Raw genomic sequence first — 20,812 nt, forward strand, 5'->3', positions numbered from 1 at the left:
CGTTGTCGGTTCCGACGCTAGCGGCGGGCACCGACAGCCCCGGGCTGACGGTCTGTCGGCGGCCCGGTCTAACGTGATCTTCCGTTCGCGTCCCCCGCGTCCCCGTCGCCCCCCTCGCCTCCGTTGGAGCACCGTCATGGCCGAGTCCACCCCGCCCCCCGCCACCCCGGACGACCCGCTGGCGCTCGCCGAGCTGTTCGCGGGCGGCGGCGAGGACTGGCTGCCGGTGCTGGGGCCGGTGATCGCGCGGCACCCGGACGCGGCCTCGTTCATCGGGCCGGGCCGACCGCAGGACGTGGTGCCGGTGCGGGAGTTGACGTTCCAGGCGCTGAAGCCGAACCCGCCGGGGAAGTGGAAGGTCGTGGTGTTCGGGCAGAACCCGTACCCGCGGTCGGAGAGCGCGACCGGCATCGCGATGTTCGACAACACCTTCCACGACTGGAAGGACAGCCAGTTCGGCCGGGTGGTGAGCATCCGCTGCATCATCAAGGCCGCGGCGATGTGGAAGTACGGCATCCCGAAGAAGACCCCGATCGCCGACCTGCGGGCGCTGCTGGCCCAGCACGGCACCGTGCAGCCGCCGGAGTGGTTCCAGGCGATGCTGACCCAGGGCGTGCTGCTGCTGAACGCGGCGCTGACGGCGAGCAGTGACGGTTCGACCGGCCCGGCGGCGCACACCGGGTTCTGGAAGCCGGTGGTGGAGAAGGTCGTGGAGGAGGTGCTGCGGGCCAAGCAGGAGGGCCCGGAGGAGGACCGCGGCGTGGTGTTCGCCTGGTGGGGGGCGCACGCGCGGGCGCTGAAGTCGGTGGTGCGGCGGCTGGAGGGGAAGTACCCGGACGTGCGGGTGGAGCACATCGACCACCCGAACCCGGCCGCGCAGGGCGACGTCTTCTGCGACGGCGCGCACTTCGCGGCGGTGAACGCGGCCCTGGAGGGTCTGGGCGCGGACCCGGTGGACTGGCTGCCGAGCGCCGGCTGGCAGGCCGCGGCGGCGGCCGAGGGCCGCACCGACGCGGGCACCGCCTCCCGGATGGGCGCGTTCATCGCCTCCACCATGGAGCTGCACCAGCTGTACCTGGAGCGGCTCGCCTCGGTGAAGGACGAGGGCCTCGAACTCCCGGCCGTCACCGGGGTGTTCGACCTGGAGCGGACGGGGTTCCGGGAGGCGGTGGAGCCGGTGGCGGCGCTGCTGCGCGGGCTGGAGCGGTACGTCGGGACGGCGCACGAGTTCGGCAAGCGGTACGCGGACGCGAGGGCCGGGGCGGGCACGGGCGCGGGCACGGGCGCGAGCACGGGTGCGCTGGACGCGGAGGCGGTCGCGGCGCTGCACCTCTACACCTGCGAGTCGGCGTTCTACCGGGAGCTGAACGCGGCGCTGCGGCACCCGGACCGGGCCAGGCTGACCCCGTACCTGCCGTACCTGCGGCTGCTGTTCGACGCGGTGGACCGGCTGCCGGCCCGCCCGGAGCCGCTGTGGCGCGGCGTGGCGCTGGACCTGCGGGCGCAGTACCCGCTGGGGCGGACGATCACCTGGTGGGGCGTGTCCTCGTGCACCTCGCGTCCGGCGGTGGCCCGTTCGTTCCTGGGCGGCCGGGGCAGGCGCACGCTGTTCGAGGTGCGTCCGGCCCGGGCGGTGGGCATCCGGGAGTTCTCGGCGTTCACCGAGGAGGAGGAGTTCATCCTGCTGCCCGGCACCCGGCTGACCGTCACGGACGTGGTCGCGGAGCGCGGCGGGCTGTGCACGGTGACGCTCACCGAGTCGGCGGAGCGGCCGCTGGTGTCCTGACCGGGCGGCTCGCGGCGTGCGCCGGGCCGGGACTTGCCGCGGCGTGCGCCGGGCCGGAACTTGCCGCGGCGTCGCGGGCCGGTGCTCCCGGCGTCGCGGCCGGGGCGGCGTGGTGCGCCCCCCGGCCCGGCGTACGCCCCTTGTCCTGCCCCGTGCCGTCCCCGGGATCTTCCCTGAGGGGAGCAGGTTTGATTGACTGCGTGTCATGACCTCCCGTGTGTTCGAGTCCGTGCCGCCCGATCCGATCGCCTACCTGGACCGGCTGGCCGTCTCCGAACTCGGCCGGGATTACAAATCGGTGATGCTGGCGGCGCTGGCGGTGGAGCGCGGGCAGACGGTGGTCGACCTCGGGTGCGGCCCGGGCACCGACCTGTCCGCGCTGGCCGAGGCCGCCGGGCCGGAGGGCACCGTCCTGGGCGTGGACCACGACCTGGCGGCCGTGGACACCGCCGCCGAGCGGACCGCCCACCTGCTCCAGGTCGGCGTCCGGCTCGGCGACCTGCACGAACTCCCGCTGGCGGACGCGAGCTGCGACCGGGCCCGGACCGACCGGGTGCTCCAGCACGTCGCCGACCCGGGCCTGGCCCTGCGCGAGGCCCGCCGGGTGCTGCGGCCGGGCGGCCTGCTGGTGCTGGGCGAGCCGGACTGGGGCACCCTGACCGTCGACCACCCGGACCCCGCGCTGACCGCCGCCTACACCCGGTACGTCACCGACCAGCGGTGCGCAACGCCCGGATCGGCAGCCAACTCCCGCGCCTGGCCGCCGACTCCGGCCTCGACGTGGTGGACGTCCGCCCGCTCACCCCGGTCTTCCGCGAGGTCTCCACCGCCGACCGCGTCCTGGGCCTGCAACGCGTCACCCGCCGCGCCGTGGCCGCCGGCTACTTCTCCCCCGACGACGCCGACCGCTGGCTCACCCACCTCGCCACCGGCACCTTCCTGGCCGCCGTCACCTTCCACGTGGTCACCGCCCGGGCCTGAGGCCGAGGGCCCACCCGGGCCCGGGCCACGGCCGCGAAGAGCCGCTCCGGCGGGGGGGCTCCGGCGGGCCGCTCCGGCGGGGGCTCAGCTCCCGCCCGCGGCCTCGATCTCCCGGATCAGGCGCTTGAGTTGGGCGACCTCCTCGCGCAGGGCCCGTTCGCCCTCGGGGGTGAGGGTGACCCAGGTCCGGGGGCGGCGGCCCTCGTAGCCCTTCTCGATGGCCACCAGCCCGGCCTTCTCCGGCACGGTGAGGTGCTGGCCGAGGTTTCCGGCCGTCAGGTCGAGGGTGGTGCGCAGGAAGCCGAACTCGGCGCGCCGGGCCTGGTGGGCGACGGTGAGGATGCCGAGGCGAATCCGCTGGTGGACGGTGTCGTCGAGGGCCTTGGCGGGATGCTGGTCGGCGGCCTCCCCCGATCCCGCGTCGGCCCCGGCACCGGCTCCGGCACCGGCTCCGGGACGGGTTCCGGCCGGGCTCACGCGTCGGCCTGCGGGCGGGCGCGGCGGGTGGCGAGGCCGAACAGGAGCGCCCCGGCGAGCAGGTAGAGCGCGGGGAGCGCCAGCCGGGACGCGCCGGACCAGGGCCGGCGGCCAGGCCCCACCAGCCGGAGGTGACGGGGGCGAGTTCGAGCAGCAGGTAGCCGAGGGCGAACAGCAGCAGGGCGCGGCTGCGTTCGATCCGGGCCGGCACCAGCAGCGGCACGCGATCGCGGCGGCCCCACCGAGGAACTGCTGGAGCAGCAGGGTGCCGCGCGCGTTCGCGGCCAGGTGCCGGCCCCAGAGCTCCAGGTCGGCGCCCGGCCCGGGCTGGGAGGCGCCCCACCAGGTGGTGGCGGTCGGCGCGACGACGGCGACCAGCCCGGCCGGCACGTACGGGCGGACGGGGGTGCCGACGCCGCGGCGGCGGGAGCGGTGCAGGTGCCACCAGGCGGTGGCGGCGTAGGCGGCCAGCAGGCCGACCGTCCAGTAGAGGGGCGAGCCCTGTCGCATCGCGGCGCAGAGCTCGCCGGGGGCGGCCGGGCCGCCGGGGCAGGGGGCGGTCCCGCGCCGGAAGGTGAGCCGGTCGACCAGGATTCCACCCGTGGTGAGCAGGCCGAACAGCAGCAGCGGAATCCACGCGTCGCGCTGGACCGCCCGCACCCGGCGGGTCAACTCACCGAGGCCGGACAGGACTTCACGAGGGGTGCCGGGCAGCGGCACCGAGGCGTCTGTCATGCCGCAAGCTGTGCATCACGGACCTGTTGCCGCAAGAGAGTCAGCGCGACCGGCCGCCTCTCGCCCCCGGCAATCCGGCGGCCCCGCGACCCGGCGGCCCCTCAAGCCCGCCAGGACTACCAGGACCGCCAGGCCCCGCGACCCGTCAGGCCCGGCCCAGGGCGCGGTCGACGGCGATCTCGATCACCACCCGCTCGGGTTCTCCCGGGGCTGGCGGTAGCGCTCGGTGTAGCGGCGTTCGGCGTCGGCGACGGAAGCGGCGTCCTGCCGGATCACGGCCCGGCCTTCCAGGGTGGCCCAGCGGGCCCGGTCGACCTGGCAGAGCGCGACCCGCTGCCCGGCCTCGCCGGCGGCGAGCACGTTGCGGACCTTGCGGCTGTCCCCGCTGCTGATCACCCGGGCGGTGCCGGTCTCCGGGTCGAAGGTCGCGCCGACCGGGACGACGTGCGGGGTGCCGTCGGGGCGCAGCGTGGTGAGGGTGCACAGGTGGCGTTCGCGCCAGAAGTCGAGGTAGGCCGGGTCGAGGTGGTGGATGTCGTGTGCCATGTCGGCATGCTACGGGCGGCCCCGCCGGGCCGGGCGGACGGACCCGCCCGCGTCCGGACCGGCCGGGCCGGGTAGCGTCACCGCTGGTGGGGGCGGTCCCCGCCGCGGTCGGAGGGGAGTGCGGGTGTCGGCGGTGGAGGCGTGGGCGGAGGAACCGGCGGTTTCGGAGGCTCCGGGGGTCCCGGGGGTGGCGGACCGGTTCGGGGGCCCGGCGGGTGCGGGGGCCGTCGCGGTGGTGGAACTGCCGTCGCGCTCGCGGGAGTTCGCGGTGGAGGGCTTCGCGGGGGACGCCTCAGCGGTGCCGGCCCGCCCGTCGGCGGTGCTGCTGGAGCCGGACGCGGTCGCACGCGGGGAGGGTCCGAAGCGGCGCGGCAAGCTGCTGCGCGAGCGGGTGCCGCTGGAGTCGCACGCGCGGCTGGTGCTGTCGGCGTCCCGGCCGGAGGTGGTCGCGGCGTGGAGTCGGCGAACGCGGGACGGCTGGCGCACCTGGTACCGCTGCGGGTGGGCCGGATGGCGGCGTCGCCGTTCGCGTTCCTGCGCGGTTCGGCGGGCCTGATGGCGCACGACCTGGCGACCACGCCGGTCAGCGGTGTGGCCGCGCAGCTGTGCGGGGACGCGCACGCCGCCAACTTCGGCCTGTACGGGGACGCCCGGGGCCGGCTGGCGCTGGACCTGAACGACTTCGACGAGACGGTCTCCGGCCCGTGGGAGTGGGACCTCAAGCGGCTGGCGGCCAGCCTGGTGCTGGCGGGCCGGCAGGCCGGGGCGGACGAGTCCGCCTGCCGGCAGGCGGCGTTCGACGCGGCGGCGACCTACCGGCGGACGGTGCGTCGGTTGGCGAAGCTCCCGGCGCTGGACGCCTGGAACGCCTGGGACGCCATCGCGGACCACCAGTTGGTGGAGTTCGCGGGTGCGCACGAGTTGAGCGAGCTGCTGGCGGCGGTCTCGGCGAAGGCGCTGCGCAACACCGGGGCGAAGTTCGCGGCGCGCTCCACCGTCCGTACCGGGGAGGAGGGTTGGCGGTTCGTCGCGGCGCCGCCGATCCTCAGCGAGGTGACGGATCGTCAGGCCGAGCTGGTGGCGGAGTCGTTGGCGTCCTACCGGCACACCGTTCCGGCGGAGCTGCACCCGCTGCTGGCCCGGTTCCGGGTGCAGGACGTGGCGTTCCGGGTGGTGGGCACCGGCAGTGTCGGCACCCGCTCGTACGTGGTGCTGCTCACCGACCGCCGGGCGGGCCGCTGGTGCTGCAGGTGAAGGAGGCCCGGGCGTCGGTGCTGCTGCCGCACCTGGTGCGGGCCGGGTTCCCGGTGCCGCCGGAGGGCGGGCACGAGGGGCGGCGGGTGGTGCTCGGGCAGAAGCGGATGCAGGTGGTGTCCGATCCGCTGATGGGCTGGACCAGTGTCGCCGGACTCCCCTACCAGGTACGGCAGTTCCGCAACCGCAAGGGCAGTGTCGACCCGGCCGCGCTGTCGCCCGCCCAGCTCGACGACTACGGCCGCCTCACCGGCGCCCTGCTGGCCGCGCCCACGCCCACACCGCGGACGCCGCGCTGATCGCCGGTTACTGCGGCAAGGACGACCGCCTGGACGACGCCGTCGCCCGGTTCGCGGTCGCCTACGCCGACCGGTCGGAGGCCGACCACGCGGCCCTGCTCGCCGCGATCCGCTCCGGCCGCCTCGCCGCGGAGCCCGCGCCGGGCGCGTGAACCGGCCGCCGGGGTGGCGGCGATCACGGCGGTCCCACGTGTGCGCACAATGGGGCATGCGCATACGTGAGGCCCGGGCCGAGGAACTGCCGCTGCTCCAGGAGATCGAGCGGGCGGCCGGACGCTGCTTCCGCGAGGTCGGCATGGACGTGATCGCGGACGACGAGCCGCTCTCGGTCGAAGAGTTGACGGCGTTCCTGGACGCGGGCCCGGCCCTGGTCGCGGTGGACGGCGCCGACCGCCCGGTCGGCTACCTGATCGCCGAGCGGATCGACGGCGCGCTGCACGTCGAGCAGGTCTCGGTGCACCCGCGCACGCCCGCCGCGGCATCGGGCGCGACCTGCTGGAGCACCTGGCCGCGCTGGCCGCCGCCGAGGGGCTCCCGGCGCTGACCCTCACCACCTTCGCCGAGGTGCCGTGGAACGCCCCGTACTACGCCCGCTGCGGTTTCCACCCGGTGCCGCCGGACGCGCTCGGGCCGGGCCTGCGCGAGGTCCGGGCCCGCGAGGCGGCCCACGGCCTGGACCGGTGGCCGCGCCTGGTGATGCGCCGCGACCTCTGACGCCCCCGCCCGGCCGCTCCCGGCCCGCCGGATTCCCGGGCCCGAACTGCTGGACGGCGGCCCGCCGGTGCCGGTCGGCGAAGTGCTGCGGTTCGAGGACGAGTTCCGCCTGTCCGTGCTGGACGGCGCGGTGCGCGCCGCGTCCCGCTACGCCCTGGGCGGTGAACTCTCGTTCGCCGCAGCGGAGTCGGACGCCCCGGAGCTGCCGGCCTTCGCCGCCGGCGTGCCGGCCGCGGCCACCGGCCCCGCCGCGCTGCCGAACGCCGCCGTGGTCGACCTCGGCCGCACCGAACGCGGCTGGGCCGTGGCCGAGGCCAACGCCGCCTGGGCGAGCGGCGGTTACGCCTGCGACCCGGACGCCGTGCTGAACGTGGTGCTGCGCGCCGCCGGTCCGCTCGCCGGACTCCCGGCCGCCGACCGCCCGTTCCTGCGCCCGCTGCCCGAGGTGGTCGGCCGACACTTCCCCGCCCTGAACCGGACTCCCCCACCCGGTGGGCCACTTGGCCGTCCGATCGGGCGCGCGGCGGCCGTGGGCGGGGAAACTGCGGTGCGCCCGGGGCGGGGGTGGGTGAGGATGACCGCCATGAGCACTTCTCACCTCACCCACATCACCGAGCCGCCGGGCGTCGCCCCCGGCACGGGCTACACCCAGGTGGTCACCGGGACGGGCCGGCTGGTCCAGGTCTCCGGGCAGGTCGCGTTCGACGAGCGGGGCGACCTGGTCGGCCCAGGCGATCCGGCGGCGCAGGCCCGGCAGGTGTTCGAGAACCTGCGGCGCTGCCTGGCGGCGGCCGGGGCGGGCTTCCCGGACGTCGTGAAGTTCACCGTGTTCGTCACCGACGTGGCGTACCTGCCCGCGATCCGCGAGGTCCGGGACGAGTACGTCGACACCGCGCGGCCCCCGGCGAGTTCGGCCGTCCAGGTCGCGGCGCTGTTCCGGCCGGAGGTGCTGATCGAGATCGAGGCCCTGGCCGTCGTCGCCGACCGAGCCGCCGCCGACTGAGCGACCGGCTCCCGACTCGCACCAACATCCGCCGATCGAACGCCAGTTGGCAGAGCCACGGGTCCGGCGGTGGCTGATTTGCGTTCTACTCGCGGGCGGGGTCGGCCGCATACGGTCGGGGGACGAGGGGCCGCCGCCCGGCGGCGTCCTCGGCCCGTGCAGGTGCCTTGCAGGAGGACGGATGACCACCGACGCGACCACCGACGCGACCGCCGCCACCACCGGAGCCCCCGGCACGCCGCCGCTGGTGCCGCTGCACTGCCTGCTGCGGGCCGAGGCCGGCCCGCCCCGGCTGGCCGCGCTGCCGACCGGGACGCCGGTGTGGGTGCTGACCCGGCACGCGGACGTCCGGCAGGCCCTCGCCCACCCGGACCTGGGCCGGGCCACGCTGTACGCGCCGGACGCGCCGCCGACCACCCTGACGCCGAACATCCTGGACGACCCGTCCTCGATCCTGAACAGCGACGGGCCCGATCACCAGGCGATCCGCCGCACCGTGCAGCGCGCGTTCACGCCGCGGGCGATCGAGCGCTGGCGGCCCTGGGTGGACGGGGTGGTGCGGGAGCTGGTGGACGGCCTGGTCGCCTCGGGTCGCCGGTCGAGGTGATCGGGGCGCTCACCAAACCGCTGCCGGTGCGGGTGATCAGCCGGCTGATGGAGCTGGAGGGGCTGGACACCGAGCGGCTCGGCTACTGGAGCGACCACGCGCTGTCCACCACGGCGTACAGCGCCGAGGAGATCCGGGCCGCGATCGAGGAGTTCGGCGCGTTCGGGCAGCAACTGGTGCAGGAGCGGCGCGCGAACCCGGGCGAGGACCTGGTCAGCTCGCTGGTGCTGGCCGCCGACCGGACCGGCGGCATGACCGAGCGGCAGATCACCTCGCTCACCATCGGGCTGGTGATCGCCGGGCACGAGACCACCATGACCAGTTTCGGCAACGCCCTGGTCTACCTGCTCGACCCCGAGCGGGCCGAGCAGCCGGAGCACGCCGGGGCCTGGCGGCGGATCGGCACCGACCCGGCGGCGGCGGTCGCCGCGACCGAGCAGATCCTGCGCACCGTCCCGCTCGGCGACCGCACCAACGCGCCGGGCGCGCTCCGCCGGGCGACGGCCGACCTGGAGATCGGCGGCGTGACCATCCCGGCGGGCGCGATCATCGCCGCCGACACCACGGCCGCCAACGCCGACCCGGAGGTCTACCCGTCGGGCCCGCTCGACCTGTTCGCCCCGCTCGGCACCCCGTCGCTGACCTTCGGCGCCGGCCCGCACCACTGCCTGGGCGCCTGGCTGGCCCGGATGGAGCTCGAACTGGGCCTGCACCACCTCGCCCGCGCCCTGCCCGAGCTGCGCCTGGCCACCCCGGTCGACCGGATCGAGTGGCGCACCGGCCTGCTCACCCGCAGCCCGCTGCGCCTGGAGGTGGCCTGGTGAGCGACGCCCCGCAGCTGGTCGTGACGGTCGACCGGTCCGCTGCATCGGCAGCGGCCTGTGCGCCCGCACCGCCCCCGACGAACTCGCCCTGGCCCCCGACGGCCGGGCCACCCCGGTCCGGCCGTCCACCGCGGGCTCCGAGCAGCTCACCGAGGCCGCCGAGATGTGCCCGGTCGAGGCCATCACCGTCCGCGACGCCACCACCGGAGACCTGGTCGCCCCCGCCTGGTGACCCGCCGCCGGCCCCTGCGCACCGCCGGTCGGCGCGGCGCGCGGGGCCGACGCGATGCCCGGGGCCGGACGGCGGCCCTCAGCGTCCTTTCCGGGCGCGGTCCGAGTGCCAGTTCGCCGACCCGCTGGTCTCCCCGGTGGGGCGGAAGCCCAGCCTCAGGGAGAAGCGCTCGGGGCCGTCCTCGCCGACGTGCCAGGTGGTGGTGAGCCGGGTGCCGCCGCGTTCGCGGATCTCGGCGGCCACCGCCTCGACCGCGAAGCGCCCGCAGCCGCGGCCAGGCCACCCCGGGGTGGACGTACGCCTCGGCCGGCGACGCCACCACCGGCGCCACCGGGTGCTCCTGCTCCGGCCGGACCTTGAGGGCGAGCGCGGTGTCGAGGTTGGCGGCGGTGACCGCTTCCAGCCGGAGTGTGCTTGTCATACGGAAACCGTCATCAGCCGATCAACCGATTTCCCGCCCGGGCCCGGAGCGGCCCGACCCGGAACGGCCCGGCCCGGAACCGCCCGGCCGCCCGGGCAAAACCTTGGTCAAACCCCCTGGACGGCAGGTGTCCCCCGCTGCCATCCTCACCGCCGTGCTGATCTTCGTCATCCTGGCCCTGTTCCCGCTCGGGTTCTTCCTCTTCGGCCTCGCCCTGTTCACGGACTTCCGCGGCGTCGCCACCTACTACACCGCCCGCAACCGCGCTGTCGTCGAGGAGATGGCCCGCAACGGCCAGGACGCGCGCGCGTTCCTGGTGCTCGGCAACAACCGCCGGATGGGCCCGCTGCTGATGGTGCTGAGTGCCGGGGCGGTCGCCTTCATCGTCTTCCAGATGATCAGGATCGCGCAGGACGGCGGCTGACCGCGCGCCGGTCCCCCGTTCAGGCGGACTGGCGCTCGATCAGGGTCGGTTCGAACAGGACGGTGGTGGCGGCGCGGCCGGGTCGGGCCAGGTGGTCGAGCAGGACGCGGGTCATCTCGGCGGCCATCTCCTCGACCGGCTGGCGCACGGTGGTCAGGTGGGGGCGGCCGGCCGTCGCGGCGGAGGAGTCGTCGAAGCCGATCACCGCGATGTCCTCGGGGACGCGGCGGCGCTGCTCGGCCAGGACGGCCAGCGCGCCCTGGGCCATCAGGTCGTTGGCGGCGAAGACGCCGTCCAGGTCGGGGTAGCGGCGCAGCAGCGAGGTCATCGCGCGCTCGCCGTCCTCGCGGGTGAAGTCGCCTTCGACGTGCGGGAGTTGGTGGATGCCGTGGTCGGCCATCGCCTCCCGGAAGCCGGACAGCCGGTCGCGGGCGGCGCGGACGCCGAGCGGGCCGGAGATGGCGGCGACCCGGCGGCGGCCGCGGGCGGTGAGGTGGTCGGCGGCGATCCGGCCGCCCTCGCGGTTGTCGAGGTCGACGCAGGAGAGCGAGAGCGGCGTCGGGGGGCGGCCGAACAGGACGGTGGGGATGCCGGCGGCGAGCAGTTGGGCGGGCAGCGGGTCGCGGCTGTGGGTGGAGACCACCATCGCGCCGTCGGCGTTGCCCTGCCGGAGGTAGGTGAGCGCCTTGTCGCGGGCCTCGCCGCTGTCGGCGAGCATCAGGACGGGGTGCAGGTCGAGCGGGCGCAGGCCGGTGAAGACGCCGCTGACGACGCGTCCGAAGAACGGGTCGGAGAAGATCTCGCCGCCGACGTGGTGGTCGGGGGTCTCGGGGGCGTCGCTGCCGGAGATCACCAGGGCGAGGGCGCCGGTGCGCCGGGTCACCAGGGAGCGGGCGGCGCTGTTGGGGACGTAGCCGGTGCGGGCGATGGCCTGGCGGACGGCTTCCTGGATGGCGGGGTCGACGTTGCGGACGCCGTTGATGACGCGGGAGACGGTGGCACGGGAGACGCCCGCGACCCGCGCCACGTCCTCCAGGGTGGTGGCGCGCTTGAGGGCTTCGCTGCTCATGAGGCCCTTTATAGCACGCTCGGAGAGCGCTCTCCCAACACCTTCCGAAGCGTGATCGGCGCCCCGGCCCGCCGGGTGCTCCGGCGCGCGCTGCGGCCCGCGGCCGGGGGCGGTCCCCGGTCGCGTCCGGTCGGCAGCGGGCGTCCGCGTCCGGTCACGAACTGTGCTCCTTCCAGCAGATCATGACGGTGGTGGCGGTCATCACGGCGACGTCGGCCCGGCTGCGCGGGGCGTGCCGAAGGTCTCGGGCAGCTTGGCGACGTCGACGGTGAGCACGAAGCTGTCCTTGCGGACCACGGTGGTGCCGTCGGCGCGCTTGTAGGCGGCCTCGCCGAGGCCGTTGAGGTCGGTGACGGCCCCGGCGCTGCCGCGCAGCCCGTCGTACTGGGCGAGCGCGGTGGCGGGGTCGGGGAGTTCCTTGACCGAGAGCGTGATGCTGCCGGCGGGGTAGTGGTACTCGCAGCTGTAGACGCGCTTCTCCCAGCTGGGGCGAGCGGCCGGTCGATGTCGGTGCCGAGGGCGCCGGCGAGTTCCTGCCGGAAGTACGGGTTGCAGATCATCGAGGTGGCGTCGGAGGGCCGGTCGGACGCGGCGGCCCCGGCGGAGGCTCCCGCGGCGGCCCCGGCGGACGGGCTCGCGGGCGCGCCCGTGGCGGGGGGCGCGGCGTCGGCGCCGGGGCTGGTGGCGCTTCCACAGCCGACGGCGGTGAGCAGCAGGAGCAGCGCTGCGGTGCGGCGAAGCCTCATCGGTGGTCCTCCGTGGGGGTGGTGCGCGGGCCGGCCCCGCGCCGGACGTGGGGGTCCGTGGCGGCGGGGCCGGTGTCGCGCGTTCGGGCTACGGCTCGGTGCTACGGCAGAAGGTACTGCTCGTTGAGCGCGGCGCCCTTACCGGGCTGGTTCTCGTCGTACCCGCGGGCGTTGCACTGGAGACCGCCGACGATGCAGTGGTTGACCAGTGCGGCCAGGGTCGGCGCGTCCCAGGCGTTGAAGAAGTCGTAGTGGAAGGAGAAGCCCCGTCCGCTGGAGAGGTGGAGCTGGGCGAGGTTGTTCAGGTTGGCCGGGAAGGCCATCTTGAACTCGATCATCGGCAGCGCGACCGGGTGGTCGGCGGGGCAGACCCCGTCGATCGGGTAGGCCATGTGGCTCTTGTGGTCGGGCGTGTCGAGGTACAGGCCGTTCCAGCAACTGGGCGCCTGGAAGCGGATGTTGAGCGCGCCGCCGCCGGGGCAGCTGGTGGGCAGGTCGGAGGTGTGGTAGCTGGTGCCGCACTCCCAGCCGGCCACGTACCCGGGGTGGGTGGTGAAGTCGGTGGCGCTGTCGTTGGGGCTGGCGACCAGGAACCGCCGCAGGCCGGGCGGGAACGGCCGGACGGCGGTGTAGTCGTTGATCGCGCTCTTGTAGTAGATGGTCTGGAGGCCGACCGGGTCGACGGGGGTGTTCCCGTCGTACATGGTGGGCATCCAGTAGCCGGACTTGTCGCCGGGGGCGATGCAGGTGGTGCCGCCGGCCTGCAGCGAGGCGAGCGTGGAGTTGGCGTTGTGGTGTGGTGTTGCCCATGAAGGTGTGCATGTGCGAGGCACCGGACTGGCCGGGGAAGACGATCGGGTCGTCCGGCAGGTCGTGGTTGGCGGTGCAGTTCGCCTGGAACTCGTGGAAGTAGGCGTGCGGCGGGTTCCCGGTGGCCGGGGTGGCGCCGGTGACCTGGGGGTTGGCCAGGACGTAGCCGTTGCCGGGCGTGGTGACCTGCCCGTAGACCTTGAACTCCTCCAGCGAGTACCCGTACTGGGTGCCGCGCTTGGTGAGGTTGAGCCGGATGTAGCGTCCGCCGGCGTTGAGGTCGATCTGCTCGGTGCCGCCGGTGCCGTTCGCCTTGGTGTAGACGGTGTTCCAGCTGGTGGCGTCGCTGCTGGTCTGCACCTGGTAGCCGCTGGCGTACGCGGCCTCCCAGTCCAGTTCGACGTGGCTGATGGTGGCGGTGCCGCCGAGGTCGATCTGGACCCACTGGGAGTCGGTCCAGGCGCTGGCCCAGCGGGTGGCGAGGTTGTTGTCGGCGACGGCCGCGGCGGGGAAGCTGGCGCTCTCCACGGACGAGGCGGTGACCGGCTTGGACTGGCTGATCAGCGGGTCGGACGCCGCCGGCGGCCGACTGGGTGAGGACGCCGCCGGTGAGGGCGCCGGCCGCGAGGATCGCGGCGACGGTCCCGGCGAGGGCGGTGCGGTGGGGCGCGCCGCGGGACGTGCGGTGTTCATCGGACCTCCGGATGAGGAACGGTGGGTGGGGGGACCCGGTGCCGCGCGGCGCTCCCTGCCGCGCGGCACCGGGGGCTCATCGAGGGGGTGTCCGGTCCGGTGGCACGGGCCGGACGCCCCTCCTCGCCGGTGCCGGTTCAGGCGTAGACGCCGAACTCGTACAGCGAGTCGCCGTAGGCGGTGCCGCGCTGGGTGATGTTCACCCGGACGTAGCGCCCGCTGCCGTTGACGTCGAAGTCGTCGATGCCGCCGGTGCCGTTGGCCTGGGTGTACACCGTGGTCCAGTTGGTGCCGTCGTTGGAGGTCTGCACCTGGTACGCCTTGCCGTAGGCGGACTCCCAGCCGAGCTGCACGTGCTTGAACGAGGTGCTCTGGCCCAGGTCGACCTGGATCCACTGCGGGTCGGCCCACTCGCTGGCCCACCGGGTGGACCAGTTGCCGTCGGTGGCGTTGGACGGCGGGTAGGGGGCGCCGTTGCCGACGGCCTGGTAGGTGGAGGCGGTGGTGGCCTTGCCCTTGGCGACGTTGGTGCCGCTCGGGGTGGGGGCGACGGTGCGGAAGGACTTCGACTCGATGCCGACGTTGCCGTGGCCGTCGTAGGCGTAGACGTAGACCTTCCAGACGCCGAGCGTCTTGGGCGCGGTGACGGTGAACTGGCCGTCGCCGGTCTGGGTGAAGCGGACCTGGCTGAAGCCGGTGCCGCCGTCCACGTACTTGGAGCTGTAGTACAGCTGGTAGCGGACCAGGTCGCCGTCGGGGTCGGTGGCGGCGAGCTGAGCGTGAAGGTGCCGCCGGCCGGGACGTCTGCGGTCCGGCTGAGGGTGACGCTGTTCATCACCGGCGGGGTGTTGCCGCTCTTGGCGCTGCCGCCGTAGGACTTGGCGACGGAGTAGTACGCGGGCTGCTTCCAGCCGCCGGGGATCAGGTTGAACCAGGTGCCCGCGAAGTCGTTCTCGGTGCCGTAGTTGAAGATGGTGGCGCCGAGCGCGACGCGTGGGTGGCCGGCGATGCAGTTCCAGGCGCTGGTGTAGCCGTCGCGCTTCTGGGTGTCGGTGGGCTGGGTCGGGACGCCGTTGGCGTCGTTGGGGACCTCCACTCGCCGGCGTCGCCGGTCTCGGTGACGATGTACGGCTTGGTGTAGCCGCCGTTGATCCAGTCCTGCTTGACGTTGCAGACCGCGCCGTAGGAGTTGACGGCCAGCAGGTCGAGGCTGGGGGCGTACTGCTTGTAGTACGTCCAGGCGCCGGTGTAGGCGTCGGGTGGAGGTGACCGGGTGGTCGGGGGTCGATGGCGTGGATGGCCTGGGTGACCTGCTCGACGAACTTGGCGTAGGCGACCCGTTCCTGCTCCACCGTGGCGCCGTTGTAGGCGTGGTCCTGGGTGGTGAGGATGACCTCGTTGCCACGTCCCACATCAGGGTGCCGGGGTGGTCCTTGTAGGTGGTCACCCACTGCTTGATGGAGTCGAGGGTGCTGTTCTTGTAGGCGGTGTCGTTGACGTAGTCGGCGCCCTGGTTGAGCCAGAAGCCGTTGACCACCTTGAGGCCGTACGCCGGCGGCGGCGTCCAGCAGCGGCTTGCTGCTGGCGTCGGTGCCCCAGGTGCGGACGGTGTTGACGCCCAGCGCCTTGAGGTCGCGCATGTGCGCGTCGGCGGTGGACTTGGGCCGCCCCAGTGACGCCCTTGAGCTGGTAGGGCTGGCCGTTGACGCTGAGCGCCCAGTTGCCCTGGCCGCCGGTGACCTTGACGTGCTCTTGCTGGCCGCGGGCGGGTCGGCGAGCGGGGCGGGGGCGGTGCCGGTGGTGGTGGCGACGGTGACGGCGCCGATGGAGAGCGCGCCGCGGAGGTGGGGGTGGCGCCCGGGTGTGGTGCAGCCGCAGACGCTGTCCGGGAAGGAGCCGCCGATGGCGAGGTTGAAGACCAGCTTGAAGCCGTGGTCGACGGCGTTCTTCCAGTCGGTGGTGCCGACCTGGGACTCGTTGACCTGCCAGATCTGCTTGCCGTCGAGTACCAGCGGATCTGCTCGTCGCTGACGTGCGGTCGATGACCTGGCTGTAGGTTGGTTAGTCGCTCTGGCAGCCGGGCAGGAGGCGAGTCCGCTGGTCATGCCGTTGTACTCGTTGCAGTTGCCGCCGGGGGCGGTGCCGCAGTGCAGGGTGGCGGAGGTCTGGCTGCGGCGTTGACGTCCTCGAGGATGTCGGTCTCGCCGGTGGCGGGCCAGCCGCCGCTGCGGTCGTTGGCGCCGATGGCGCGGAAGGACGGCCAGTAGCCGGTGGCGTCGGCGACGCCGGGCTGCTTGATCTGCGCGGAGAATCAGCAGCTGTCCGCCGGCGGGGGCGGCGAAGTCTGCTCTCCACCCGGCCGGAGGTCCAGTTGCCCGCGCCGTCGCGCACGGCGGTCAGGTTGAGGTGGTGGTTGCCGTCGAGCGAGACGTTGGCGGGGTTGGCGGTGTCGGTCTGGACCTCGCCGGTGCCCCACTTGGCGGCGCCGCCGGGCTCGGAGGTGCCGGTGCGCACCGTCCAGTTGGCGCGGAGGGGGCGCCGCCGCTGCCGCCCGCGAAGTCGTCGCTGAACACGGTTGGTCCAGTTGCCGGGCGGGGTGGTGCCGGTCGGCGGCGGGCTGGTCGGCGGCGTTGCTGGTCGGCGGGTTGCTGGGCGTGCCGGTGGAGCCGCCGCCGGCGGCTGAAGACCTGGAACTCCCAGACGGAGTAGCCGTAGCCGGTGGCCCGGGCGGTGCCGTACAGCCGGACGTAGCGGGCGGTGCCGGAGACGTTCTGGTCTCGGTGCCGCCGGCGCCGTTGGCGGTGGTGTAGGCGTCGGTCCAGGTGGTGCCGTCGGTGGACAGCTGGATGCGGTACGCCTTGGCGTAGGCGGCTCTCCCACTTCACCGCGGTGCCGCAGACGTTCTGCGCGGAGCCGAGGTCGACCTGGAGCCACTGCGGGTCGGAATTCGCCGAGGACCAGCGGGTGTTCGCGTCGCCGTCGACGGCGTTGGACGCGGGGTGCCGTAGTTCTCGGTGCTGGAGGCAGGTGGCGGTCCTGCCCTGGGCGGCGTTGGCGGTGCCGCAGCCCTGGTTGCCGCCGCCGTCGGCGCCGTAGACCTGGAACTCCCAGAGCGAGTAGCCCGTAGCCGGTGGCCCGGACGGTGCCGTACAGCCGGACGTAGCGGGCGGTGCCGGTGACCGGGACGGTCTCGGTGCCGCCGGCGCCGTTGGCGGTGGTGTACGCGGTGGTCCAGGTGGCGCCGTCGGTGGACAGCTGGATCTGGTAGCCCTTCGCGTACGCCGCCTCCCACTGGAGGGTGACGGAGCTGAGGGCGGCGGGCGCGCCGAGGTCGACCTGGAGCCACTGCGGGTCGGAATTCGCCGAGGACCAGCGGGTTCCGGTGTTGCCGTCGACGGCGTTGGAACGGGGGTGCCGTAGTTCTCGGTGCTGGAGGCGGTGGCGGTCTTGCCCTGCGAGAGCAGGACGCGGCGCGGCCTGGGCGCGGGTGGCGGGCAGCAGCAGGACCAGCAGGCCGCGACCAGCGGCGGCGCCAGGGCGGCCGCCAGGGTGCGCGGTCGGGGGTGCGGTGCGGACCGGCCCGGTGGCCGGGGTGCGCGGGGGGCGGGCGGGCATGGGGGCTCCCGATCGTGGGGGCGGCACCGTCGAGGGCCGGTGCCCGGATCAGGGAGAGCGCTCTCTCACTACGCCAGTGATGGTTGCCCCGTTGTTTCATCCGTGTCAAGGGCGGCGACCATTGGTTCGCTGGCGAAACTCTGCCAAACCCCTAGCCCGCCAGTGATGTTCTACGTCCGGACCCCTTGACGGGACCGGGTGGAGCGGCCAAGCTCCGGTTGCCACCCCGGGAGAGCGCTCTCCCACCCGAGCGTCCCGGGGCTTACTCAGCCATCCCCCGCGAGGAGCCGTTCCATGCCCGTTTCCCTGCCCCGCACCGCCCCAGAAGCCGCCGCCTGCTCGCCGGCTCGGCGCTGCTGGTCCTGGCCCTGACCGCCGTGACCTCCTGCTCCAGCAGCGGCGGCGGCTCGTCGGCGGACGAGGACCCCAACGCCAAGATCACCCTCACGGTGAACCTGTTCTCCGACTTCGGCTACGCGGACCTGTACAAGGAGTACGAGCAGGCCCACCCGAACATCACCATCAAGGAGAACCGCGCCGACATGGGCGCGCACCACCAGAACCTGCACGCCCACCTGATGGCCGGTTCCGGCACCGCCGACGTCGAGGCGATCGAGATCGGGCAGGTGGCCGGCTTCCAGCCGGAGGCCGGGAAGTTCCTCAACTTCCTGGACAACGGCGTCAGCAAGGACCAGTGGGTGCCGTCCAAGACCGCGCCCGCCTCCAGCCCGGACGGGAAGGTGCTGTTCGGCCTGGGCACCGACATGGGCGGCATGGCGCTGTGCTACCGCAGCGACCTGTTCAAGGCCGCCGGGCTGCCCACCGACCGCGAGCAGGTCGCGGCGCTGATGAAGGACTGGCCGTCCTACCTGGCCGCGGGCAAGCAGTTCCTGGCCAACAGCCCGAACAAGGACGCCCGCTGGTTCGACAGCGGCGGCAACCTGTTCAGCGCGATCCTGGCCCAGGCCCCGCAGGGCGTCTACGACGCCGAGGGCAAGGTCGTGGTGACCTCCAACCCGGCCGTCAAGCAGTCCTTCGACCTGGTGGCCGGCGCGATCAAGGACGGCGAGTCGGCGGGCATCCAGGCGTTCACCCCCGCCTGGGACACCGGCTTCCAGAAGAGCCAGTTCGCCACCGTCGCCTGCCCGGCCTGGATGAGCTACGAGTTCAAGGCCAACCCGCCCACCGACGGCGGCACCTGGGACCTGGCCCGGATTCCCGGCGGCGGCGGCAACTGGGGCGGCTCGTACCTGTCGGTGCCGAAGTCCGGCAAGCACACCAAGGCCGCCGCCGAGCTGGCCAAGTGGCTGACCGCGCCCGAGCAGGAGGCCCGGCTCTTCAAGGAGAAGGGCTACTTCCCCTCCGACCAGGCGCTGTGGACCCAGCCCGACATCGCCGAGCACACCGACCGCTGTTCAACAACGCGCCCACCGGCAAGATCTTCTCCCAGTCGGCTCGGGACCTGAACCCGCAGCCGCTCGGCGCGCACGGCGCGGAGATCGGCACCGCCCTGGGCAACGCGCTCACCTCGGTCGAGCAGGGCCAGGCCGACCCGGAGGGCGCCTGGAAGAAGGCCCTCGCGGACGTCGACAACATCGTCAACTGACGGCCGCTCCCCCGTAGCCGCGGTGCCGGTGCGGACCTGACGCCGCACCGGCACCGCGATCACCCCTTCTCCCCCGCCCCCGCTTCTGCCCCTGGGAGCTCCCCTTGGCCGCATCGACCGCCGCCGCGCCCGGCGCCCGCGCCCCCGCCCGCGCCGCCGGCCACCGCTGGCACCGGCTGGACCGCACCGTCTCGCCCTACCTGTACCTCTCCCCGTTCTTCCTGGTCTTCGGCGTCTTCGGCCTGTTCCCGATGCTGTACACCGGCTACGTCTCGTTCACCGGCTGGCGCGCCGACCGCCCCGGCAGCTCGGGCGACTGGGTCGGGTTCGAGAACTACCGCAAGCTGCTGGACGACCCGTTCTTCTGGAACGCGGTCAAGAACACCCTGGGCATCGGCGCTGGCCACCGTCCCGCAGCTGCTGCTCGCGCTCGGCCTGGCCCACCTGCTGAACTACCGGATGCGCGGGCGCACCCTGCTGCGGCTGGGCGTCCTGCTGCCGAACGTCACCTCGGTGGCCGCCGTCACGCTGATCTTCGTCCAGCTGTTCGGCCGCGACTTCGGCATGATCAACTGGTTCCTCTCGCTGTTCGGCGTCGACCACGTCGACTGGCAGGCCGGCACCCTCTCCTCCTGGACGGCCATCGCCTCGATCGTCACCTGGCGCTGGACGGGCTACAACGCGCTGCTCTACCTGGCCGCGATGCAGTCCGTCCCGTTCGAGCTGTACGAGGCGGCGGCGCTGGACGGGGCGAGCCGCTGGCGGCAGTTCCGCTCCATCACCGTCCCGATGCTGCGGCCGACGATCCTGTTCACCGTCATCGTCTCCACCATCGGCGCGCTCCAGCTCTTCGGCGAGCCGATGCTGTTCAGCCAGCAGCAGGACCCGACCACCGGCGGCTCCCAGCACCAGTTCCAGACCCTGGCGCTGTACTCCTACAACCAGTTCTGGGGCCGCTTCAAGTACGGCTACGGCGCGGCCATCTCCTGGGCGATGTTCCTGCTGATCGTGCTGGTGGCCGCCGTCAACTTCCTGGCCGCGCGCCGGATGCGAGGTGCCGAATGACCACCACCGCCCCGGCCCCCGGTCCCCCGGTCCCGGCCTCCCCGGCGCCCCGGCGCCGCCGACAGCGGAGCAACCGGCAGCTGACCGCCGGGCGCGGCGTCTACGTCGTCCTCGGCGTCGCCGTCCTGCTCTCGCTCTTCCCGCTGTACTGGACGCTGGTCGCGGCCTCCCGCACCAACACCGAGATCCACCGGATGCCCCCGGTGCTGCTGCCCGGCGGCCGGCTCTGGCACAACCTCACCCAGGTGTTCGCCCAGACCGACCTGCGCCTGGCCATGGTCAACTCGCTGGTCGTGGCCGGCACCGTCACCGTCAGCGTGGTCCTCACCAGCACCCTGGGCGGCTTCGCCTTCGCCAAGCTGCGCTTCCCCGGCCGGGGCCCGCTGCTCGCCTCGGTGGTCGCCACCATGATGGTCCCCACCCAGCTCGCATCATCCCGCTCTACATCATGATGGCCAACTGGTTCCACTGGGCCGACCACCTCCAGGCCCTGATCGTGCCGGCCGCCGCCAACGCCTTCGGCCTGTTCTTCATGCGCCAGTACCTGATCGGCGCCGTGCCCGACGAACTCCTGGACGCCGGCCGGATGGACGGCTGCACCACCCGCGGCCTGGTCTGGCACGTCGTGCTGCCCGCCGCCCGCCCCGCGATGAGCGTCCTGGGCATGCTCACCTTCATGGCCGCCTGGAACGACTTCTACTGGCCCAAGGTCGTCATGACCCAGCAGAACCCCACCGTCCAGCTCACCCTCTCCGAGCTGGCCAGCGGCTACATCAAGGACTACTCGCTGGTCCTCACCGGCGCCCTGGTCGCCAGCGCGCCCGTCCTGGTCGCATTCCTCCTGATGGGCCGCCAGATCATCGACGGCATCATGCAAGGAGCCACGAAAGGATGACCCAGCTCTC

The 20,812-nt window shown here is 73.7% G+C and carries 12 protein-coding genes and 12 pseudogenes; 16 read left to right on the forward strand and 8 right to left on the reverse strand.

All coding sequences use genetic code 11. The features are described from left to right. Positions 1-136: 136 nt before the first annotated feature. The 3 genes and pseudogenes from QMQ26_RS00295 (at position 137) to QMQ26_RS00305 (ending at position 2,767) form a co-directional block, all read left to right on the forward strand. Positions 137-1,786, forward strand: a complete 1,650-nt coding sequence (locus QMQ26_RS00295) for an ADP-ribosyltransferase domain-containing protein (protein WP_282204312.1) — start codon at positions 137-139, stop codon at positions 1,784-1,786. A gap of 301 nt (positions 1,787-2,087) precedes the next feature. Beyond that, a pseudogene (locus QMQ26_RS00300) lies at positions 2,088-2,372 on the forward strand (methyltransferase domain-containing protein); the annotation flags it as partial. A 134-nt stretch (positions 2,373-2,506) separates the two neighbouring features. Beyond that, positions 2,507-2,767, forward strand: a complete 261-nt coding sequence (locus QMQ26_RS00305) for a methyltransferase domain-containing protein (protein WP_282206718.1) — start codon at positions 2,507-2,509, stop codon at positions 2,765-2,767. Positions 2,768-2,851: 84 nt separating this feature from the next. Here the strand turns inward: QMQ26_RS00305 and QMQ26_RS00310 are convergent, their stop codons facing one another. Both QMQ26_RS00310 and QMQ26_RS00315 read right to left on the reverse strand, forming a co-directional pair. After that, entirely contained in the window at positions 2,852-3,979 is a 1,128-nt protein-coding gene (locus tag QMQ26_RS00310; protein WP_282204313.1) for a winged helix-turn-helix domain-containing protein, read from the reverse strand. A 145-nt stretch (positions 3,980-4,124) separates the two neighbouring features. Further along, positions 4,125-4,525: pseudogene (locus QMQ26_RS00315) on the reverse strand (pyridoxamine 5'-phosphate oxidase family protein). Between the two features lie 235 nt (positions 4,526-4,760). Here QMQ26_RS00315 and QMQ26_RS37695 point away from each other — a divergent pair. The 7 genes and pseudogenes from QMQ26_RS37695 to QMQ26_RS00345 all read left to right on the forward strand — a co-directional run bounded on the left by QMQ26_RS37695 (position 4,761) and on the right by QMQ26_RS00345 (position 9,458). Then, entirely contained in the window at positions 4,761-5,081 is a 321-nt protein-coding gene (locus QMQ26_RS37695; protein WP_404814028.1) for a hypothetical protein, read from the forward strand. After that, a pseudogene (locus tag QMQ26_RS00320) lies at positions 5,036-6,230 on the forward strand (DUF2252 domain-containing protein). The gene QMQ26_RS37695 and the pseudogene QMQ26_RS00320 overlap by 46 nt, the downstream one beginning before the upstream one ends. A 56-nt stretch (positions 6,231-6,286) precedes the next feature. Beyond that, positions 6,287-6,792, forward strand: a pseudogene (locus tag QMQ26_RS00325) (GNAT family N-acetyltransferase). Positions 6,793-6,874: 82 nt separating this feature from the next. Next, positions 6,875-7,102 (forward strand): annotated as a pseudogene (locus tag QMQ26_RS00330) (ATP-grasp domain-containing protein); the annotation flags it as partial. A gap of 273 nt (positions 7,103-7,375) precedes the next feature. Next, positions 7,376-7,795: a RidA family protein gene (locus QMQ26_RS00335; RefSeq protein WP_282206695.1), complete on the forward strand. Its 420-nt coding sequence runs from the start codon at positions 7,376-7,378 to the stop codon at positions 7,793-7,795. 181 nt (positions 7,796-7,976) lie between these two features. Beyond that, positions 7,977-9,226: pseudogene (locus QMQ26_RS00340) on the forward strand (cytochrome P450). A gap of 88 nt (positions 9,227-9,314) precedes the next feature. Beyond that, the gene (locus QMQ26_RS00345) at positions 9,315-9,458 is read left to right on the forward strand and encodes a ferredoxin (RefSeq protein ID WP_282206696.1); all 144 of its coding nucleotides are present in this window, start codon (positions 9,315-9,317) and stop codon (positions 9,456-9,458) included. 78 nt (positions 9,459-9,536) lie between these two features. Here QMQ26_RS00345 and QMQ26_RS00350 read toward each other — a convergent pair. Beyond that, positions 9,537-9,879 (reverse strand): annotated as a pseudogene (locus QMQ26_RS00350) (hypothetical protein). A 127-nt stretch (positions 9,880-10,006) separates the two neighbouring features. Here QMQ26_RS00350 and QMQ26_RS00355 point away from each other — a divergent pair. Further along, complete coding sequence (locus tag QMQ26_RS00355; RefSeq protein WP_282204314.1) at positions 10,007-10,303, forward strand: hypothetical protein; 297 nt, start codon at positions 10,007-10,009, stop codon at positions 10,301-10,303. Positions 10,304-10,322: 19 nt separating this feature from the next. Here the strand turns inward: QMQ26_RS00355 and QMQ26_RS00360 are convergent, their stop codons facing one another. From QMQ26_RS00360 to QMQ26_RS38580, 4 genes and pseudogenes are all read right to left on the reverse strand, one after another. After that, complete coding sequence (locus QMQ26_RS00360) at positions 10,323-11,372, reverse strand: LacI family DNA-binding transcriptional regulator (RefSeq protein WP_100834475.1); 1,050 nt, start codon at positions 11,370-11,372, stop codon at positions 10,323-10,325. An 847-nt stretch (positions 11,373-12,219) separates the two neighbouring features. Next, a pseudogene (locus tag QMQ26_RS00365) lies at positions 12,220-13,102 on the reverse strand (DUF1996 domain-containing protein); the annotation flags it as partial. 96 nt (positions 13,103-13,198) lie between these two features. Further along, a pseudogene (locus QMQ26_RS37700) lies at positions 13,199-13,621 on the reverse strand (discoidin domain-containing protein); the annotation flags it as partial. A gap of 137 nt (positions 13,622-13,758) precedes the next feature. Beyond that, complete coding sequence (locus tag QMQ26_RS38580; protein WP_282204315.1) at positions 13,759-14,331, reverse strand: discoidin domain-containing protein; 573 nt, start codon at positions 14,329-14,331, stop codon at positions 13,759-13,761. Between the two features lie 1,192 nt (positions 14,332-15,523). On the opposite strand from QMQ26_RS38580, the gene QMQ26_RS38585 reads away from it, so the two are divergent. Further along, the gene (locus QMQ26_RS38585; protein WP_282204316.1) at positions 15,524-15,652 is read left to right on the forward strand and encodes a hypothetical protein; all 129 of its coding nucleotides are present in this window, start codon (positions 15,524-15,526) and stop codon (positions 15,650-15,652) included. 839 nt (positions 15,653-16,491) lie between these two features. Here QMQ26_RS38585 and QMQ26_RS38590 read toward each other — a convergent pair. After that, a pseudogene (locus QMQ26_RS38590) lies at positions 16,492-17,169 on the reverse strand (discoidin domain-containing protein); the annotation flags it as partial. Positions 17,170-17,613: 444 nt separating this feature from the next. Here QMQ26_RS38590 and QMQ26_RS00385 point away from each other — a divergent pair. From QMQ26_RS00385 to QMQ26_RS37710, 4 genes and pseudogenes are all read left to right on the forward strand, one after another. Further along, entirely contained in the window at positions 17,614-18,702 is a 1,089-nt protein-coding gene (locus QMQ26_RS00385; protein WP_282204317.1) for an ABC transporter substrate-binding protein, read from the forward strand. After that, positions 18,612-18,842, forward strand: coding sequence for a hypothetical protein (locus QMQ26_RS00390; protein WP_282204318.1), 231 nt, complete (start codon positions 18,612-18,614; stop codon positions 18,840-18,842). The genes QMQ26_RS00385 and QMQ26_RS00390 overlap by 91 nt, the downstream gene beginning before the upstream one ends. Positions 18,843-18,946: 104 nt before the next feature. After that, positions 18,947-19,907, forward strand: a pseudogene (locus QMQ26_RS00395) (carbohydrate ABC transporter permease). Next, positions 19,904-20,802 (forward strand): annotated as a pseudogene (locus tag QMQ26_RS37710) (carbohydrate ABC transporter permease). The pseudogenes QMQ26_RS00395 and QMQ26_RS37710 overlap by 4 nt, the downstream one beginning before the upstream one ends. Positions 20,803-20,812: the final 10 nt, after the last annotated feature.

The sequence above is a fragment of the Kitasatospora fiedleri genome, assembly GCF_948472415.1.
In the GTDB taxonomy this organism is placed as follows: Bacteria; Actinomycetota; Actinomycetes; order Streptomycetales; family Streptomycetaceae; genus Kitasatospora; species Kitasatospora fiedleri.

Excerpts from the sequence above, each read along its gene's own strand:
- QMQ26_RS00295 (WP_282204312.1), top strand. The coding sequence starts at position 137 with ATGGCCGAGTCCACCCCGCCCCCCGCCACCCCGGACGACCCGCTGGCG.
- QMQ26_RS00310 (WP_282204313.1), bottom strand. The coding sequence starts at position 3,979 with ATGACAGACGCCTCGGTGCCGCTGCCCGGCACCCCTCGTGAAGTCCTG.
- QMQ26_RS00335 (WP_282206695.1), top strand. The coding sequence starts at position 7,376 with ATGAGCACTTCTCACCTCACCCACATCACCGAGCCGCCGGGCGTCGCC.
- QMQ26_RS00360 (WP_100834475.1), bottom strand. The coding sequence starts at position 11,372 with ATGAGCAGCGAAGCCCTCAAGCGCGCCACCACCCTGGAGGACGTGGCG.
- QMQ26_RS38585 (WP_282204316.1), top strand. The coding sequence starts at position 15,524 with ATGGCGAGGTTGAAGACCAGCTTGAAGCCGTGGTCGACGGCGTTCTTC.